Genomic DNA, 14,862 nt, shown 5'->3' with positions numbered 1-14,862 from the left:
GGTCACGTCTCCTTGAGCGACTCGATCAGCAGGGACTTCGACTCTTGAGGCGGAAGGGCCAACTCCCTGACACGCTCGAAAGCCCTCGCCATCGCGTCGGTGTCGGCCACTTGATCGTAGTAGGTCGCGGAGCCGTAAACCATTGTCGGATAGGCGATCCTGGGCGCGCCGACGAAGTCGAGCACGATGAGCCCGCCACCGAGCGCGGGGTTGTCGGCCGTGCCGGACGGCAGGATTTGAACAGTCATATCGGGATGCCGTGCCATCAGTTGCAGCACGTGCAGGACCTGGCCCTGCATCACCGAGGCGCTGCCGACGACGTTCGTCAGGGCGTCCTCGGTGAAGACGAAGTTCAACTCCTTGTCGTGCCCCGCGTCGAAGACCCGGCGTTGGTGCTCCAACCGGAAGGCGACCCTCTCCTCGACTTCGGTCGCGTCGTACCAGACGCTTCCGGCCACGTGCATCAGCGCTTGGACGTAGTCCGGGGACTGGAGGAGTCCGGGGTACAACCCGGCTTCGTAGTGGCGGATGCGCGCGGCGCTCGCCTGGAGGTCGGCGAGCCGCCCGAAGGCGTCCGGCAACTCGTCGGTGTACGCGCGGCGGGGTTGGCGGCGGCGGGCCTGCATCCCGATGGCCAGGACGGTGTCGCGTTCCTGGTCGGTGGCGTCGTAGAAGTCCAGCAGCTTGAGCAGGTCCTCGTGCTTGAGGACACCGCGGCCGTTCTCCACCTGGCTGATGCGCGCGTGTGCCTTGCCGACGAACGCGCCCGCTTCCTGCTGGGACTTGCCCGCCCGCTGCCGCAGACCCTGGAGCGCCAGGCCGAGCTGCATCCGCTCCACCGTCTGCCCCGTCTTGCCCATCGACAGCTTCACCCTTCCGGGGACTAACCCTGATTCCTTTGTAAGGCTTAGCCTTGATCGCGCTAACAAACCCTTACAAGCGGTGCCGACACCGCACTCTACGGGAGGCAACCATGTACCGAGGCAGTCCGGTCGAGGTCTCGACGCAGATCGACATCTCCGAGAACTTCACCCTCGTCAGCGCGGTCCACGAGGGCGGTGAGCAGGTCGAACTGGAGTTCTCCGGTGGGACGCACGCGGCGCTCTTCTTCACCCGGCGTGGGTTCGAGCAGTTCAAGGAGCAGTGGCCGGAGGTGGTCGCCAAAGCGGACGCGGCCTTCGAGAACCGCTTGATCGGGTGAATTTTGCGGTGCCGCGCAGTGCTCCGGGAGCCGTCTCGGGCGGTCAGTGGGTCGGCAGTGCGCGCCAGGCGGAGCCCGCGTCCTCGGCATCGTCGCGCAGCACCGAACCCTCGATCAACCCGTAAGGCCGGTCGGCGGCGTGGAAGACCTCGTTGTCGTTGGACAACCCGAACGGGCTCAGGTCGACCTCGAAGTGGTGCCTGTTCGGCATCGACAGGCGCACTTCGGCGACCTCCGGCCGTTCCAGCAGCACGGCCTCGCCCATCGCGTACAGGGTCTGCTGCAACGACAGGCTGTGCTTCACCGCGAACGCGCGTAACAAAATCTCCCGGACGCGGCGGAAGCTCTCGCCCCACTCGATCCCCCGACCCTGGTAGCGCCACCACGCGGTCACCGACGTCGCGAGCACGCGGTCCGTCGTCTCCGCCAACGTCGTGTACCGGTCGCGCGGGAACCCGTGGAACTCCGACCCGGCCGTCTTGAGCACCACCAGGTCCCTCAACCCCGACACGACCCACGCCCGCGAGCCCTCCACCGTCACGGCCGTCGTCCGCTTCTCGTCGCCGGCGCGCGTGAACGAATGGCCGTTGCCCTCGATCCGCGTCCACGAGTGCCGGTCGACCGCCACCCGCGCACCCGTGATCGCCTCCTGCGTGGACGTGAAGTGCCGCGCCAACCGCAGCGCGAAGTCCTCGATCTCGCCGACCGGGGCCTGCTTGGCGAACGCGAACACGGTGTTCTTCTGCGTGTCGGTCGCGAGCACCTTGGCGTTGTCGCCGGTGAGGTGCGTGTCGGCGAGGTCGCCCCACAGCGCCGTGCCGACGGTCAGGTCGTCGACGGTGTGCGTGTCGCCGTCGCGGCGCACCGCGACCAGCCGGATCTCCGCCTTGCCGTACTGGTTCGGCCCTAGGACGACGCCCATCGGTCGGCCCCCTCGCGTGTCGTGGGTCGGAGCGCCTTGCGCAGGCGCAGCGCGGCGATGGCGGCGAGTTCCCGGTTCGCGACGCGCAGCTCGTCCTCCGGCGAGTTCGCCAGGCGGGACGTCAGGTCGACCAGCACCCGGTCGGCGCTCAACCCGGTCGCGCACACCAGGTAGCCGTGGCCGAACCGGTCCTCGTACGCGCGGTTGGCGGCGCGCAGCCGGTCCGCCGCCGCGCCCGCGCCGGACTGCTCCTCGGCGGACCAGCGGGCGGCGACGCCGTCGTGCGCCGCGCGCTCGCCGATGCGGGGGTGGGCGGCGATCGCCGCGAGCACTTCGTCGTCGTCGAGCTGGGCCGCCCGGTCGCCGGCGGCGACCAGCTCGTCCACGGAGGCGTACGGCCGGCCGGCGAGCACGGCGTCGACCCAGCGCGGCACGGCGAGGCACGCGGCGAGCAGCGGACGGAGTTCCTCCGGCGGTGCGGAGTTGAACCCGTCCAGGTCGGGCACGCGGCCTCCTGTTTCTGTATCGCGGAAGCGCGGTTCCGCATCAAGGGACCGTACGAGCGGGTTCCGAGCCGTGTCAACAGTGGTCGACGTGCGACCCCTACGGTCCTTCCGACGGGTCCCGCGGGGCCTTCCGCCTGGCACAGTGACGTCATGGACCTGGTGTTACGCGCGGACCGGGTGGTCACCTCCGACGGCGAGACCGCCGCCGACATCGGGGTGCGCGACGGTCGCGTCGTGGCCGTCGCCGGCGCGGGCCGCCTCACCGCGGACCGCGTGGTGCGGCTGGCCGACGACGAGGTGCTGCTGCCCGGCCTGGTCGACACGCACGTCCACGTCAACGACCCCGGCCGCGCCGAGTGGGAGGGGTTCGCCACCGCCACCCGCGCGGCGGCGGCCGGCGGTGTCACCACGATCGTCGACATGCCGCTGAACAGCGTGCCGCCCACCACGGACGTCGCCGCGCTGGCCGCCAAGCGCCGGGCCGCCGCCGGCCGCGTCCACGTCGACGTGGGGTTCTGGGGCGGTGTGGTGCCCGGCAACCCGGCGGACCTCCGCCCGCTGCACGACGCCGGCGTGCTCGGCTTCAAGTGCTTCCTGGTCCACTCCGGGGTGGCCGAGTTCCCGCCCGTCGACCTGGCGGGGCTGCGCGCGGCGCTGACCGCGCTGCGCGGCGTCGACGCCCTGGTGGTCGTCCACGCCGAGCACCCGCAGGAGGTCACCGAGCCCGGCCCCGACTACGCCGGCTTCCTGGCGTCCCGCCCGGACCGCGCCGAGCACCGCGCCGTCGGCGACCTGCTCGGGTTGGCCCGCGACACCGGCGCGCGGCTGCACGTCCTGCACCTGTCCAGCGGGGACGCGCTGGCGCACCTCCGGGCGGCCAGGGACGAGGGGCTGCGGCTGACCGCCGAGACGTGCCCGCACTACCTGACGTTCGTGGCGGAGGAGATCGCCGACCGGGCCACCTGGTTCAAGTGCTGCCCGCCGATCCGGGACGCCGCCAACCGCGAGCGGCTGTGGCGCGGCCTGGCCGAGGGCCTGGTGGACGTGGTGGTCAGCGACCACTCGCCGTGCACGCCGGAGCTGAAGGCGGGCGACTTCGCCACCGCGTGGGGCGGTGTCGCGAGCCTCCAGCTCGGCCTGCCCGCGGTGTGGACGCAGGCCCGCCCGCGCGGCCACGACCTGACCGACGTGGCGCGCTGGATGGCCGCGCGACCGGCCGAACTCGTCGGCCTGCGGCGCAAGGGCCGCGTCGCCGAGGGGTGCGACGCGGACTTCGTCGCCTTCGCGCCCGACGAGGCGTTCGTGGTCGACCGGGGGAAGCTGCACCACCGCAACCCCGGCACGCCCTACCACGGCCGCCCGCTGGCCGGCGTGGTGCGGCGGACCTGGTTGCGCGGCGAGGAGATCACGGGTGACCGCCCGCGTGGACGGCTGCTGAGCGGAGGAGACGCATGAGGCCCACCTGGACCCGGCTGCCGGACCTGGCGTCCCGCGCCGTGGGCGGCAGCGTGGTGTGGGCGGACGACGAGCTGTTCGCCGAGCGCGAGAACCTGATCGCCCACGCCGAACCGGAGTTCCGGCCGCGCACGTTCGGCCACAAGGGGCAGGTCTACGACGGCTGGGAGACCCGCCGCCGGCGCGAGCCGGGCGACGACCGGGCGATCGTGCGGCTCGGCCTGCCGGGCGTGATCCGGGGCGTCGTCGTCGACACCGCGTTCTTCAAGGGCAACCACCCGCCGTTCGCGACGGTGGAGGCCACGCGGGCGACCGGTTACCCGAGCCCGGCCGAGCTGTCCGGCTGGGAGGTCGTGGTGCCCCGGTCGCCGCTGGGCGGGGACCGCAAGCACTACTTCGACGTCTCGGCGCGGCGCCGCCACACCCACGTCCGCCTCACCATCCACCCCGACGGCGGCGTGGCGAGGCTGCGGGTGTTCGGCGAACCGGTGCCCGACCCCGACCTGCTGGTGCCCGGCGCGGTCGACCTCGCGGCGCTGGAGAACGGCGCGTCCGTCACCGGGTGCAGCGACATGTTCTTCGGGTCGCCCAACAACCTCATCGCGCCCGGCCGGGCGGCCGTGATGGGCGACGGCTGGGAGACCGCGCGCCGCCGCGACGACGGCAACGACTGGGTGGAGATCCGGCTCGCCGCGCCCGGCGAGGTGCGCCTCGCCGAACTCGACACCAGTCACTTCAAGGGCAACGCGCCGGGCTGGGCGGCCGTGCGGGGCAGCGACGCCCGCGTGGACCCGGACACCTGGTTCGACGTGCTGCCCCGGACCCGCCTGCAACCCGACACGCGGCACCGCTTCCGCGTGTCCGGCCGCGAGATCACCCATGCGCGCCTCGACATCTACCCGGACGGCGGTATGGCGCGGTTGCGGCTGATCGGCGCGCTCACGCCGGACGGGGAGGCCGAGCTGGTCCGGCGTCACCGGCGACTGTCCGATTAGCCCAGCGGTCGTCAACCCACGGGTGGACTCCACTACGACTTCAGGCGGTTGTGCGCTGGTTCACACCCCTGCGAGCCTGCGACCACCCATCAGGGTGACAGGAACTAGGGAGGAACCTGTGCGATCGATCATCCGAGCGCTGGGCGGTGTCGGCACCGCCGTCGCGCTCACCGTCGGCTTGACGTCAGTCGCGTCGGCCGACCCGGCGGCGGCGGACACCGCGGACGCGCCGGCCGCGGACGTGCAGGCCGCGGACCTCAAGGACATCGACTGGCGACCCTGCCAGGAGCTGCCCGAGGTCGAGTGCGGCACGCTGCGGCTGCCCGTCGACTGGGCGAACCCGCGCGGTGACAAGTTCGACCTGGCGCTGGCCCGCCGCAAGGCCACCAAGCCGGCCGAGCGCATCGGCGCGATGCTGATCAATCCGGGCGGCCCCGGCGGGTCCGGCGTCGACTTCGCCCTGTTCGCCGACCGCTTCTTCAGCCCGCGGGTGCAGGAGCGGTTCGACATCATCGGCTTCGACCCGCGTGGCGTGGCGCGCAGCCAACCGGTGCTGTGCTCCGAGGACCTCCTGGTCAACGCGCCTTCGCAGTACCCGGCGAACCAGGCGGAGTTCGAGGCGCTGGCCCGGTACAACCGGGAGCTGGCCGCCGACTGCCGCAAGAAGACCGGTCCGATCTACGACCACGTGGACACCATCAGCGTCGTCAACGACATCGAGGCGCTGCGCCGCGTGCTGGGTGAGCGCAAGCTCAACTACTACGGCGTCTCTTACGGCACGCTCATCGGCCAGCAGTACGCCGAGCGCTACGGGCGCAACATCCGGTCGATGGTGATCGACTCCAACATGGACCACAGCCTGGGCACGCGCGGGTTCGTGGAGAGCGAGGCCCGCACGGCGGAGGACTCGTTCCGCGAGTTCGTGAAGTGGTGCGACCGGACGGCGTCGTGCGCGCTGCACGGCCGGGACGTGGCGAAGTTCTGGGACGATCTGCTGGCGAAGGCGGATCGCGGTGAAGTCACGGACCCCTCCGACCCGACGCGCAAGATCCCGGCCGAGTTGATCATCCGGGCGGCGTTCGGCGCGTTCTACGGCCCGAACTGGCAGCCGCTGGCGGAGGCGCTGGTCCAGCTCGACGCGGGCACGGCCGCGCCCCGGCTGTTCGCGGAGGAGGCCGTGAACTTCCCGTTCCCGGCGGTGTTCTGCCAGGACTGGGCGATGCGCGTGCGCGACCACCGCGAGTTCTCCGGACTGGTGCGCCGGGCCAACGAGATCGCGCCGCACATGCGCGGGTCGAGCCTCGGCCACAACGCCGTCGCCGGCTGCGTCGGCCTGCCGGAGAAGGTCAACAACCCGCAGCACCGCCTGCGCATCAAGCACGCGCCGAAGATCCTGATGATGAACGCCCTGCACGACCCGGCGACGGGCTACGAGTGGGCCGTCAACGCCCACCGCCAGAGCCGCGACACGACGGTCCTGCTCACCTACGAGGGCTGGGGCCACGGCGTCTACGACCGCAGCTCCTGCACGCAGGACACCACCGACGCCTACCTGATCGAGCGGCGCGTGCCCCGCGATGGCACCCGCTGCGCGGCCGTCGAGCCCGCCGCGACGGGCCTGGCGACGGCCTCGGCCATCCACCGGCCGGCCGGCCCGAGCCCGGACCTGCCCGGCTGGGGCGGGTGACGACCCTCCCGGCCGAGCAGGGGTGACGACCGGCCGGACGCGTCGCGGGGGCCGCTCCTCGTTCTCGGGCGAGGAGCGGCCCCCTGCGCCATGTCTTCGAGTCGCGGCGACCGTTGTCCGTTCAACCTCGTGAAACGCGTGCGTAACACCGTGCCCCGGACAGTTCACCGACGCGAAACCTGACACGTGACCCCGTGAAACAGGACGTGCCGATGCTCCCTGCAACCGACGCGCAGTGGAGGTCGACACGTGGACACAGGGGACACCGCCTGGTTGCTCACCAGTTCCGCACTGGTGCTGCTGATGACGCCCGGCCTCGCCTTCTTCTACGGGGGCATGGTGCGGTCGAAGAGCGTGCTCAACATGATGATGATGAGCCTCGGCGCGGCCGGTGTGGTCGGCGTGCTGTGGGTGCTGGTCGGGTACTCCACCGCGTTCGGCACGGACGTGGGCGGCGGCCTGCTGGGCGCGCCGTTCGAGTTCTTCGGGCTGACCGGCCTGCTCGGCGCGGGCGTGGTGTCCGGCACCGTCCCGACCACGGTGTTCGTCGCGTTCCAGGCGATGTTCGGGATCATCACCGTGGCGCTGATCTCGGGTGCGATCGCGGACCGCGCGCGGTTCGGGCCGTGGCTGCTGTTCGCCGCGCTGTGGTCCCTGCTCGGGTACTTCCCGGTGGCGCACTGGGTGTTCGACCTCGACGGGAAGGACGCGGCCGGCGAGGTCGTCGACCCCGGCGGGTGGATCGCCAACCGCCTCGCCGCCGTCGACTTCGCGGGCGGCACGGCCGTCCACGTCAACGCGGGCGCGGCCGGCCTCGCGCTCGCGATCGTGCTGGGCCGGCGCGTCGGCTGGCCGCGCGACCGGGTGAAACCGCACAACCTGCCGCTGGTCGTGCTGGGCGCGGGACTGCTGTGGTTCGGCTGGTTCGGGTTCAACGCGGGCTCCGCCGCCGCCGCGAACGCCACGGCGGGCGTCACGTTCGTCAACACCCTGGTCGCGACGTCCGCCGCCCTGCTCGCGTGGCTGCTGGTGGAACGCCTGCGCGACGGCAACGCCACCACGCTGGGCGCGGCGTCGGGCATCGTCGCCGGCCTGGTCGGGATCACCCCCGCGTGCTCCGCCGTCACGCCGCTGGGCGCGATCGCGGTCGGCGCGATCACCGGCGCGCTGTGCGCCCTGGCGGTCGGCCTCAAGTACCGGTTCGGGTTCGACGACTCGCTCGACGTGGTCGGCGTGCACCTCGTCGGCGGCCTGTCCGGCACCCTCCTGGTGGGCCTGTTCGCCGACGACGCCGCGCCCGCCGCCGTGAACGGCCTCTTCCACGGCGGCGGCGTGGACCAGTTGTGGCGGCAGGCCGTTGGCGCGCTGGCGGTGCTCGCCTACTCGTTCGCCGTCAGCCTGGGCCTCGGCTACCTGGTCAAGCTGACCGTCGGGTTCCGCGCCGACGAGGAGTCCGAGGTCGGCGGCATCGACGAGGCCGAGCACGCCGAGACCGCGTACGAACTCGGCGCGGCCCTGCCCGGCGCACGCGGCCACGCCGGGCCCGGTGTCACGGCCGTCCTCGAAGGGAGCGCCAAGTCGTGAAGCTCGTCACCGCGATCATCAAGCCGTTCACGCTGGACGACGTGAAGACGTCGCTGGAGCGGCTGGGCGTGCTGGGCATGACCGTCAGCGAGGTCCAGGGGTACGGCAGGCAGAAGGGGCACACCGAGGTCTACCGGGGCGCGGAGTACGCCGTGGACTTCGTGGCCAAGCTGCGCGTCGAGGTGCTGGTCGACGACGCGGTCGCCGACAAGGTGGTGGAGGCCGTGGTGGACGCGGCCCGCACCGGCCGGATCGGCGACGGCAAGGTCTGGGTGACCCCGGTGGAGGCCGTCGTCCGGGTGCGCACGGGGGAGCGCGGCTCGGACGCGCTGTAGCGGTCGGAGGTGTTCCGGGAGAGGACGGGGACCGCCGTGGTGGGAACGGCCGACGACCTGGTGCGGGCGCGGGACCGGCTGCTCGGGCCGGACCGCCGGCTGACGGGGGAGGCGCTGCGCCTGGCGCTGTCGGACCTGCACGAGTTCTGGCTGGCCGCGCACGCCGCGCGGGCCGGTGTCGGCGGGCCGGGCGGCGGGCTGGCGCTGGTCGCCGTCGGCGGGCTGGCCAGGCGCGAACTCGTGCCGTGCTCGGACCTCGACCTGGTCTTGGTGCACGACGGGCGCCGGGGTGTGGACGAGGTGGCCGCGCGGCTCTGGTACCCGCTGTGGGACGCCGGCGTCGGCCTCGACCACTCGGTGCGCACCGTCGGCGAGGCGCTGCGCGTCGCGGCGGACGACCTGCGGACGGCGTTGGGGCTGCTGGACCTCCGGCACCTCGCGGGCGACCCGGAGGTCGGCGCGCGGCTCGCGGCGACCGCGCGGCAGGCGTGGCGTGCCGGTGCGCGGACGAGGCTGGACGAGCTGGTCGAGTCGGCGCGGCTGCGGTGGGCGCGCGGCGGTGAGGTCGCGCACCGCGCGGAGCCCGACCTCCAGCACGGCCGGGGCGGGCTGCGCGACGCGGCCCTGTTGGACGCGTTGGCGGCGGCGCAGCTGGTCGACCGGGCGTCGGCCGAGGTGGCGCGGGCGCGGCGGACGCTGCTGGACGTGCGCACCGAACTCCGCCGGGTGGCCCGCCGACCGCGCGACGTGCTGCGCGCGCAGGACGGCGACGAGGTCGCGTCCGCCCTGGGGCTGGCCGACCGGTTCGAGCTGGCCCGCGCGGTGTCGTCGGCGGCCCGCACCATCGGCTACGCGGTGGACGTCGCACTGCGAGCGGCGCGCGCCGCGGTGCCGAAGCGCGGCCTGGGCGTGTTCGGGCGCAGGGTCCCCGCGCGGCGTCCGTTGGACGAAGGCGTCGTGCTGCACGGGTCGGAGGTCGCGTTGGCGCGGGACGCCGAGCCCGGCCGGGACCCCGCGCTGCTGCTGCGCGTCGCGGCGGCGGCGGCGCGCGGCGGTCACCCGATCGCGGCGGGCACGCTGTCCCGGCTCGCGGGGTCCGCGCCCGAGCTCCGCCGACCGTGGCCGCCCGGCGCGCGGGACGGGCTGCTGGCGCTGCTGGGCAGCGGCGGCGGGCTGGTCGACGTGGTCGAGGCGCTGGACCGGACCGGGCTGTGGGGCCGGCTGTTCCCGGAGTGGGGCGCGGTGCGCGACCTCCCGCCGCGCGACGCCGCGCACACGTGGACCGTCGACCGGCACCTGGTGGAGACCACCGCGCACGCGGCGCGCCTGGTGACGCGGGTGTCCCGGCCGGACCTGCTGCTGCTGGGCGCGCTGCTGCACGACATCGGCAAGGGCCGGCGGCAGGACCACTCGGAGGTCGGCGCGGCCCTGGCGGCGCAGGTCGCCGAGCGGGTGGGGCTGTGGCCGGAGGACGTGCGCGCGCTGACCGGGCTGGTGCGCCACCACCTGCTGCTGCCGCACACCGCCACCCGGCGGGACGTGGCGGACGAGGCGACCGTGCGGCGCGTGGTCGACGCGCTCGGCGGCGACCCGGTGCTGCTGGAGCTGCTGCACGCGTTGGCCGAGGCGGACGCGCTCGCGACCGGGCCGAGCGCGTGGACGGGGTGGAAGGCGTCGCTGGTCGGCGAGCTGGTGGCGCGGTGCCGGGCGGCGATGGCGGGCGACCCGCTGCCCGCGCCGGAACCGCTGGACCGGCGGCGGCGCGAGCTGGCGGCGGCGGTGTCGGCCGCGGGACGGCCGGACGTGCTGGTCGACGCCCACGACCACGCGGCGACGGTGACGGTCGTGGCCCCGGACCGGCCGGGGCTGCTGTCGCGGGCGGCGGGCGTGCTGGCGTTGCACTCGCTGGAGGTGCACGCGGCCGTGCTGCGGTCCCACGGCGGTGCGGCGGTGGACGTGTTCACGGTGTCGCCCCGGTTCGGTGCGCTGCCCGACGCGCGCCTGCTGCGGGAACGGCTGTGCCGGGCGATCGACGGGGCGCTGCCGCTGGCGGACCTGCTCGCGGCCAGGGAACGGGACTACGGCGGCCCGCCGGTCGACCCGCCACCGCCGAACGTGCTGTGGTTCGACGACGAGTCGACCGGTGCGGCGGTCCTGGAGCTGCGGGCGGCGGACCGGATCGGGCTGCTGCACCGCGTGGCGGACGCGTTGGAGCGGTCCGGGGTGGACGTCGTGTGGGCGCGGGTGTCCACAGTGGGCTCCACGGTGGTGGACTCGTTCGCGATCACCGGCGCCACCGCGCTCGACGGGCGGGCGCGGGCGGCGGTCGAGCGGGCGGTGCTGGCCGCCGCCCGGTGAAGATGCGTAGGTCTACGCACAACCGATAGGGGGTGCTCACGCTGCCCTGCGGCGTTCGCGACGGGCAGGCTTCCAGCCGTGACGCGGGGGGCCGCCCGGACGGGCGGGGAGCGTCACCGACGAAAGGTCCGGGGGCGGTCCACCGAGGGGTTGGGCCGCCCTCGGGCAACCACGGGCCGGCTCCCGAACCACACCCGGGCGGTTCGCGGGACCCGGCAGCGGCACCGCCCCGGTCGGGCGACTCTCCGGATTCCCGCCGAAAACTGTCGGTGTCCTGCGGGAGAATCGGAACCGGGGGCCGGAGGCCACACCCATCACCCGCCGACCCATCCCGAAACCGCACCGGCGCAACCACACCGGCGCAACTACACCGGCGTAACAGCACCGCGCGACCCCGACCCCGCTGTTCCACCCCGACTCCACCGCGCGACCCCGGGGCCGACCCAAAGCCACCCGATGTCCAGCGCCACGACCGGCACGGGCACAGGGCCGACCACGAAGCCCACCCGACGCCAAGAGTTCAGCTCGTGCCGACACGGGGAACTACGGGCCGTCCGAAACGTCTCTTTAGTATGGATGCGATGACCGCCGTCGCCGTAGCGCCTCGTGCTCTGGTCGTGCTGGCCGGTCTACCGGGAGCGGGTAAGACGACGCTGCTCGCCGGGGTGGACACCGGCGGCGCGCCTGCCGTCGTGTTGGACTCCGACCAGGTGCGCGCGTACCTCCGAGCGGTGCTCCCGCTCGCGTTGCCGTACCGCTGCTACCGGCCCCTCGTCCACCTCGTGCACCGGCTCCGCATCCTCTGGTTCGCCGTCACGGCGGCGGGCCTGCTGCTGGTCCACGAGCCGTCCACCCGCCCGACCACGCGGGCCGGCCTGGTCGTCGTCGGGGTGGTCAGCAACCGGTCCCGGCACTTCCTCTGGCTGGACGCCAGCCCCGAGGAGGCGCTGTCCGGGCAGGTGCGGCGGGGCAGGCTGATCCGGCGCGGCTCGTTCGCCCGGCACGTCCGGCGGGCCGAGCGGCTGCGCAGGCGGTTCGCCGAAGGGCGGGCGCCGCGCGGCTGGCACGCGCTGACCGTGCTCACCCGCGCCGACCGCCTGCGCCTGTCGGTGAGCCCGAGCGGCTACCCTGGCGGGTAGTCATTGGTCCGACGACGTGCGAGGTCTGGCGGCATCGTGTTCAACACCCTTTCCGACCGGCTCACCTCGGTCCTGCAGAACCTGCGGGGCAAGGGGCGGCTGTCCGAGGCCGACATCGACGCCACCGCGCGCGAGATCCGGGTGGCGTTGCTGGAGGCCGACGTCGCCCTGCCGGTGGTGCGTGCCTTCATCGCGAAGGTCAAGGAGCGGGCCAAGGGCGCCGAGGTCTCCCAGGCGCTGAACCCGGCCCAGCAGGTCGTCAAGATCGTCAACGAGGAGCTGATCGGCATCCTCGGCGGCGAGACGCGCCGGCTGAACCTCGCCAAGAACCCGCCGACCGTGATCATGCTCGCCGGTCTCCAGGGCGCGGGCAAGACGACGCTCGCGGGCAAGCTCGCGAAGTGGCTGCGCGGCCAGGGCCACACGCCGATGCTCGTCGCGTGCGACCTCCAGCGCCCGAACGCCGTCACGCAGCTCCAGGTCGTCGGCGAGCGGGCCGGTGTGCCGGTGTTCGCGCCCGAGCCGGGCAACGGCGTCGGCGACCCGGTGGACGTCGCCCGCCGGGGCATCGACGAGGCCAAGCGGGCGCAGCACGACGTCGTCGTGGTCGACACGGCCGGCCGGCTGGGCGTCGACGAGGAGATGATGCGCCAGGCGATCGACATCCGCGCCGCCGTGCAGCCCGACGAGGTGCTGTTCGTGGTCGACGCGATGATCGGCCAGGACGCCGTGAACACGGCGACCGCGTTCCGGGACGGCGTCGGGTTCACCGGCGTGGTGCTGACCAAGCTCGACGGCGACGCCCGCGGTGGCGCCGCGCTGAGCGTCCGCGAGGTCACCGGCCAGCCGATCCTGTTCGCGTCCAACGGCGAGAAGCTGGAGGACTTCGACGTCTTCCACCCGGACCGGATGGCGTCGCGCATCCTCGGCATGGGCGACATGCTCACCCTGATCGAGCAGGCCGAGCAGGCGTTCGACGCGGACCAGGCCGAGGCCGCCGCGGTGAAGATGGGTTCCGGCCGGCTCACGCTGGAGGACTTCCTGGAGCAGATGCTCACGCTGCGCAAGATGGGCCCGATCGCGAACCTGCTCGGGATGCTGCCCGGCGCGGGCCAGATGAAGGACCAGCTCGCGAACCTGGACGAGAAGCACCTCGACCGCGTGCAGGCGATCATCCGCGGCATGACCCCCGCCGAGCGGGAGGACCCGAAGATCATCAACGCGTCGCGCCGGCTGCGCATCGCCAACGGCTCGGGCGTGCGGGTCAGCGACGTGAACGACCTGGTCAACCGCTTCTTCGAAGCCCGCAAGATGATGTCGCAGATGGCCGGCCGGTTCGGCCTGCCCGGAGCGGGCAAGTCGTCGCGCAAGGGCAAGGGGAAGAAGGGCAAGAAGGGCAAGAGCGGGCGCGGGCCCACGCCGCCGAAGATCCGCGGCGGCTTCCCCGGCATGGTGCCGGGCGGGCTGCCGCCCGGCCTGACCGGTGGCGGCGCGCCCGAGCTGCCGCCGGGGCTGGGCGGGTTCGACCAGCTGCCGCCGGGCTTCGACCCGTCGAAGTTGAAGTTCCCGAAGTGACCGGCCTGCACCTGCGCGGTGTCGTCCTGCCCGACGGCGGCGAACCGCGTGACCTGTGGGTGGTCAACGGGCGCATCCGCACGCAGGCCGTGCCGGGCGCGCGCACGGTCGTGGACGGCGGGTACCTGGTGCCCGGCCTGGTCGACGCGCACTGCCACGTCGGGCTGGGCCCGCAGGGCGTGGTCGACCTGCCGGAAGCGGTCGAGCAGGCGCTGCTCGACCGGTCCGCGGGCGCGCTGCTGCTGCGCGACTGCGGCTCGCCGCTGGACACCCGTCCCCTCCAGGAGCGGCTGGACCTGCCCCGCATCATCCGCGCGGGCAGGCACATCGCCCGGCCCAAGCGGTACATCAGGTACCTGGGCGTCGAGATCGAGGACGAGCAGGAGCTGCCGTCCGCCGTCGCCGAGCAGGTGGCCGCCGGCGACGGCTGGGTCAAGCTGGTCGGCGACTGGATCGACCGGGACACCGGCGACCTGGCCCCGCTGTGGTCGGACGACGTGCTGGCGCGGGCGATCGAGGTCGCGCACCGGGGCGGCGCGCGGGTCACCGCGCACGTGTTCGGCGAGGACGCCCTGCCCGGCCTGCTCGCGGCGGGCATCGACTGCGTCGAGCACGGCACCGGCCTGACCGACGACACCATCGCCACGATGGCCGCGGCGGGCACCGCCCTCGTGCCGACGCTGATCAACATCGAGAACTTCCCGGACATCGCGGCGGCCGGCGCGGAGAAGTTCCCGGCGTACGCCGCCCACATGCGCCACCTGCACGCGCGCAACAAGGCGACCATCGCGGCGGCGGTCGAGGCCGGTGTGCCGGTGTTCGCGGGCACGGACGCGGGCGGCGGCATCCGGCACGGCCGCATCGTCGACGAGATCCAGGCGCTGCACGAAGTCGGCATGTCCCGGCACGACGCGCTCGCGGCGGCCTCCTGGGCGGCGCGGGCGTGGCTGGGCTTCCCGTCGCTGGTGGAGGGCGCGGCGGCGGACGTCGTGGTGTACGACGAGGACCCGCGCGAGGACCTGGGCGCGCTGCGGCACCCGTCGCTGGTGATGCTGCGCGGCCGGATCCACTGACCGCGCCCGTCCCGCCGAAGTGATCTTGGACG

General features: G+C 73.5%; 13 protein-coding genes. 10 read left to right on the top strand and 3 right to left on the bottom strand.

Features of this window, described 5'->3' with window-relative positions; all coding sequences use genetic code 11:
* Positions 1-2 precede the first annotated feature (2 nt).
* Complete coding sequence (locus C8E97_RS28785; RefSeq protein ID WP_121012642.1) at positions 3-860, bottom strand: helix-turn-helix domain-containing protein; 858 nt, start codon at positions 858-860, stop codon at positions 3-5.
* Positions 861-973: 113 nt separating this feature from the next.
* Here C8E97_RS28785 and C8E97_RS28780 point away from each other — a divergent pair, with 113 nt between their 5' ends.
* Complete coding sequence (locus tag C8E97_RS28780; RefSeq protein ID WP_121008519.1) at positions 974-1,201, top strand: hypothetical protein; 228 nt, start codon at positions 974-976, stop codon at positions 1,199-1,201.
* A 43-nt stretch (positions 1,202-1,244) separates the two neighbouring features.
* On the opposite strand, the gene pucL is transcribed toward C8E97_RS28780, so the two are convergent.
* Together pucL and uraD are read right to left on the bottom strand one after the other, a co-directional pair.
* Entirely contained in the window at positions 1,245-2,123 is an 879-nt protein-coding gene (gene pucL / locus C8E97_RS28775) for a factor-independent urate hydroxylase (protein ID WP_121008518.1), read from the bottom strand.
* Positions 2,108-2,629 (bottom strand): 2-oxo-4-hydroxy-4-carboxy-5-ureidoimidazoline decarboxylase, encoded by a 522-nt coding sequence (gene uraD, locus C8E97_RS28770; protein ID WP_121008517.1) that lies wholly within the window; start codon positions 2,627-2,629, stop codon positions 2,108-2,110. Before uraD ends, pucL begins: the two co-directional genes overlap by 16 nt.
* 150 nt (positions 2,630-2,779) lie before the next feature.
* On the opposite strand from uraD, the gene allB reads away from it, so the two are divergent.
* The 9 genes from allB (at position 2,780) to C8E97_RS28725 (ending at position 14,830) form a co-directional block, all read left to right on the top strand.
* Entirely contained in the window at positions 2,780-4,084 is a 1,305-nt protein-coding gene (gene allB, locus C8E97_RS28765; RefSeq protein WP_121008516.1) for an allantoinase AllB, read from the top strand.
* The gene (alc, locus tag C8E97_RS28760) at positions 4,081-5,079 is read left to right on the top strand and encodes an allantoicase (RefSeq protein ID WP_121008515.1); all 999 of its coding nucleotides are present in this window, start codon (positions 4,081-4,083) and stop codon (positions 5,077-5,079) included. Before allB ends, alc begins: the two co-directional genes overlap by 4 nt.
* Before the next feature lie 118 nt (positions 5,080-5,197).
* Positions 5,198-6,766 (top strand): alpha/beta hydrolase, encoded by a 1,569-nt coding sequence (locus tag C8E97_RS28755; RefSeq protein ID WP_121008514.1) that lies wholly within the window; start codon positions 5,198-5,200, stop codon positions 6,764-6,766.
* Between the two features lie 249 nt (positions 6,767-7,015).
* Positions 7,016-8,350, top strand: coding sequence for an ammonium transporter (locus C8E97_RS28750; protein WP_121008513.1), 1,335 nt, complete (start codon positions 7,016-7,018; stop codon positions 8,348-8,350).
* Complete coding sequence (locus tag C8E97_RS28745) at positions 8,347-8,685, top strand: P-II family nitrogen regulator (protein ID WP_121008512.1); 339 nt, start codon at positions 8,347-8,349, stop codon at positions 8,683-8,685. Before C8E97_RS28750 ends, C8E97_RS28745 begins: the two co-directional genes overlap by 4 nt.
* A gap of 39 nt (positions 8,686-8,724) precedes the next feature.
* Complete coding sequence (locus tag C8E97_RS28740) at positions 8,725-11,043, top strand: [protein-PII] uridylyltransferase (RefSeq protein ID WP_425470682.1); 2,319 nt, start codon at positions 8,725-8,727, stop codon at positions 11,041-11,043.
* A gap of 572 nt (positions 11,044-11,615) precedes the next feature.
* The gene (locus tag C8E97_RS28735; RefSeq protein WP_121008510.1) at positions 11,616-12,182 is read left to right on the top strand and encodes an AAA family ATPase; all 567 of its coding nucleotides are present in this window, start codon (positions 11,616-11,618) and stop codon (positions 12,180-12,182) included.
* Between the two features lie 36 nt (positions 12,183-12,218).
* Positions 12,219-13,757, top strand: a complete 1,539-nt coding sequence (gene ffh, locus C8E97_RS28730; RefSeq protein ID WP_121008509.1) for a signal recognition particle protein — start codon at positions 12,219-12,221, stop codon at positions 13,755-13,757.
* A complete protein-coding gene (locus C8E97_RS28725; RefSeq protein WP_121008508.1) occupies positions 13,754-14,830 on the top strand; it encodes an amidohydrolase family protein in 1,077 nt (358 codons plus the stop codon). Before ffh ends, C8E97_RS28725 begins: the two co-directional genes overlap by 4 nt.
* Positions 14,831-14,862 lie beyond the last annotated feature (32 nt).

This window comes from Saccharothrix australiensis (assembly GCF_003634935.1).
Classification (GTDB): domain Bacteria; phylum Actinomycetota; class Actinomycetes; order Mycobacteriales; family Pseudonocardiaceae; genus Actinosynnema; species Actinosynnema australiense.
This window is presented reverse-complemented; position numbering and strand designations above follow the sequence as displayed.

Excerpts from the sequence above, each read along its gene's own strand:
- alc (WP_121008515.1), top strand. The coding sequence starts at position 4,081 with ATGAGGCCCACCTGGACCCGGCTGCCGGACCTGGCGTCCCGCGCCGTG.
- C8E97_RS28785 (WP_121012642.1), bottom strand. The coding sequence starts at position 860 with ATGGGCAAGACGGGGCAGACGGTGGAGCGGATGCAGCTCGGCCTGGCG.
- C8E97_RS28780 (WP_121008519.1), top strand. The coding sequence starts at position 974 with ATGTACCGAGGCAGTCCGGTCGAGGTCTCGACGCAGATCGACATCTCC.
- C8E97_RS28735 (WP_121008510.1), top strand. The coding sequence starts at position 11,616 with ATGGATGCGATGACCGCCGTCGCCGTAGCGCCTCGTGCTCTGGTCGTG.
- pucL (WP_121008518.1), bottom strand. The coding sequence starts at position 2,123 with ATGGGCGTCGTCCTAGGGCCGAACCAGTACGGCAAGGCGGAGATCCGG.
- allB (WP_121008516.1), top strand. The coding sequence starts at position 2,780 with ATGGACCTGGTGTTACGCGCGGACCGGGTGGTCACCTCCGACGGCGAG.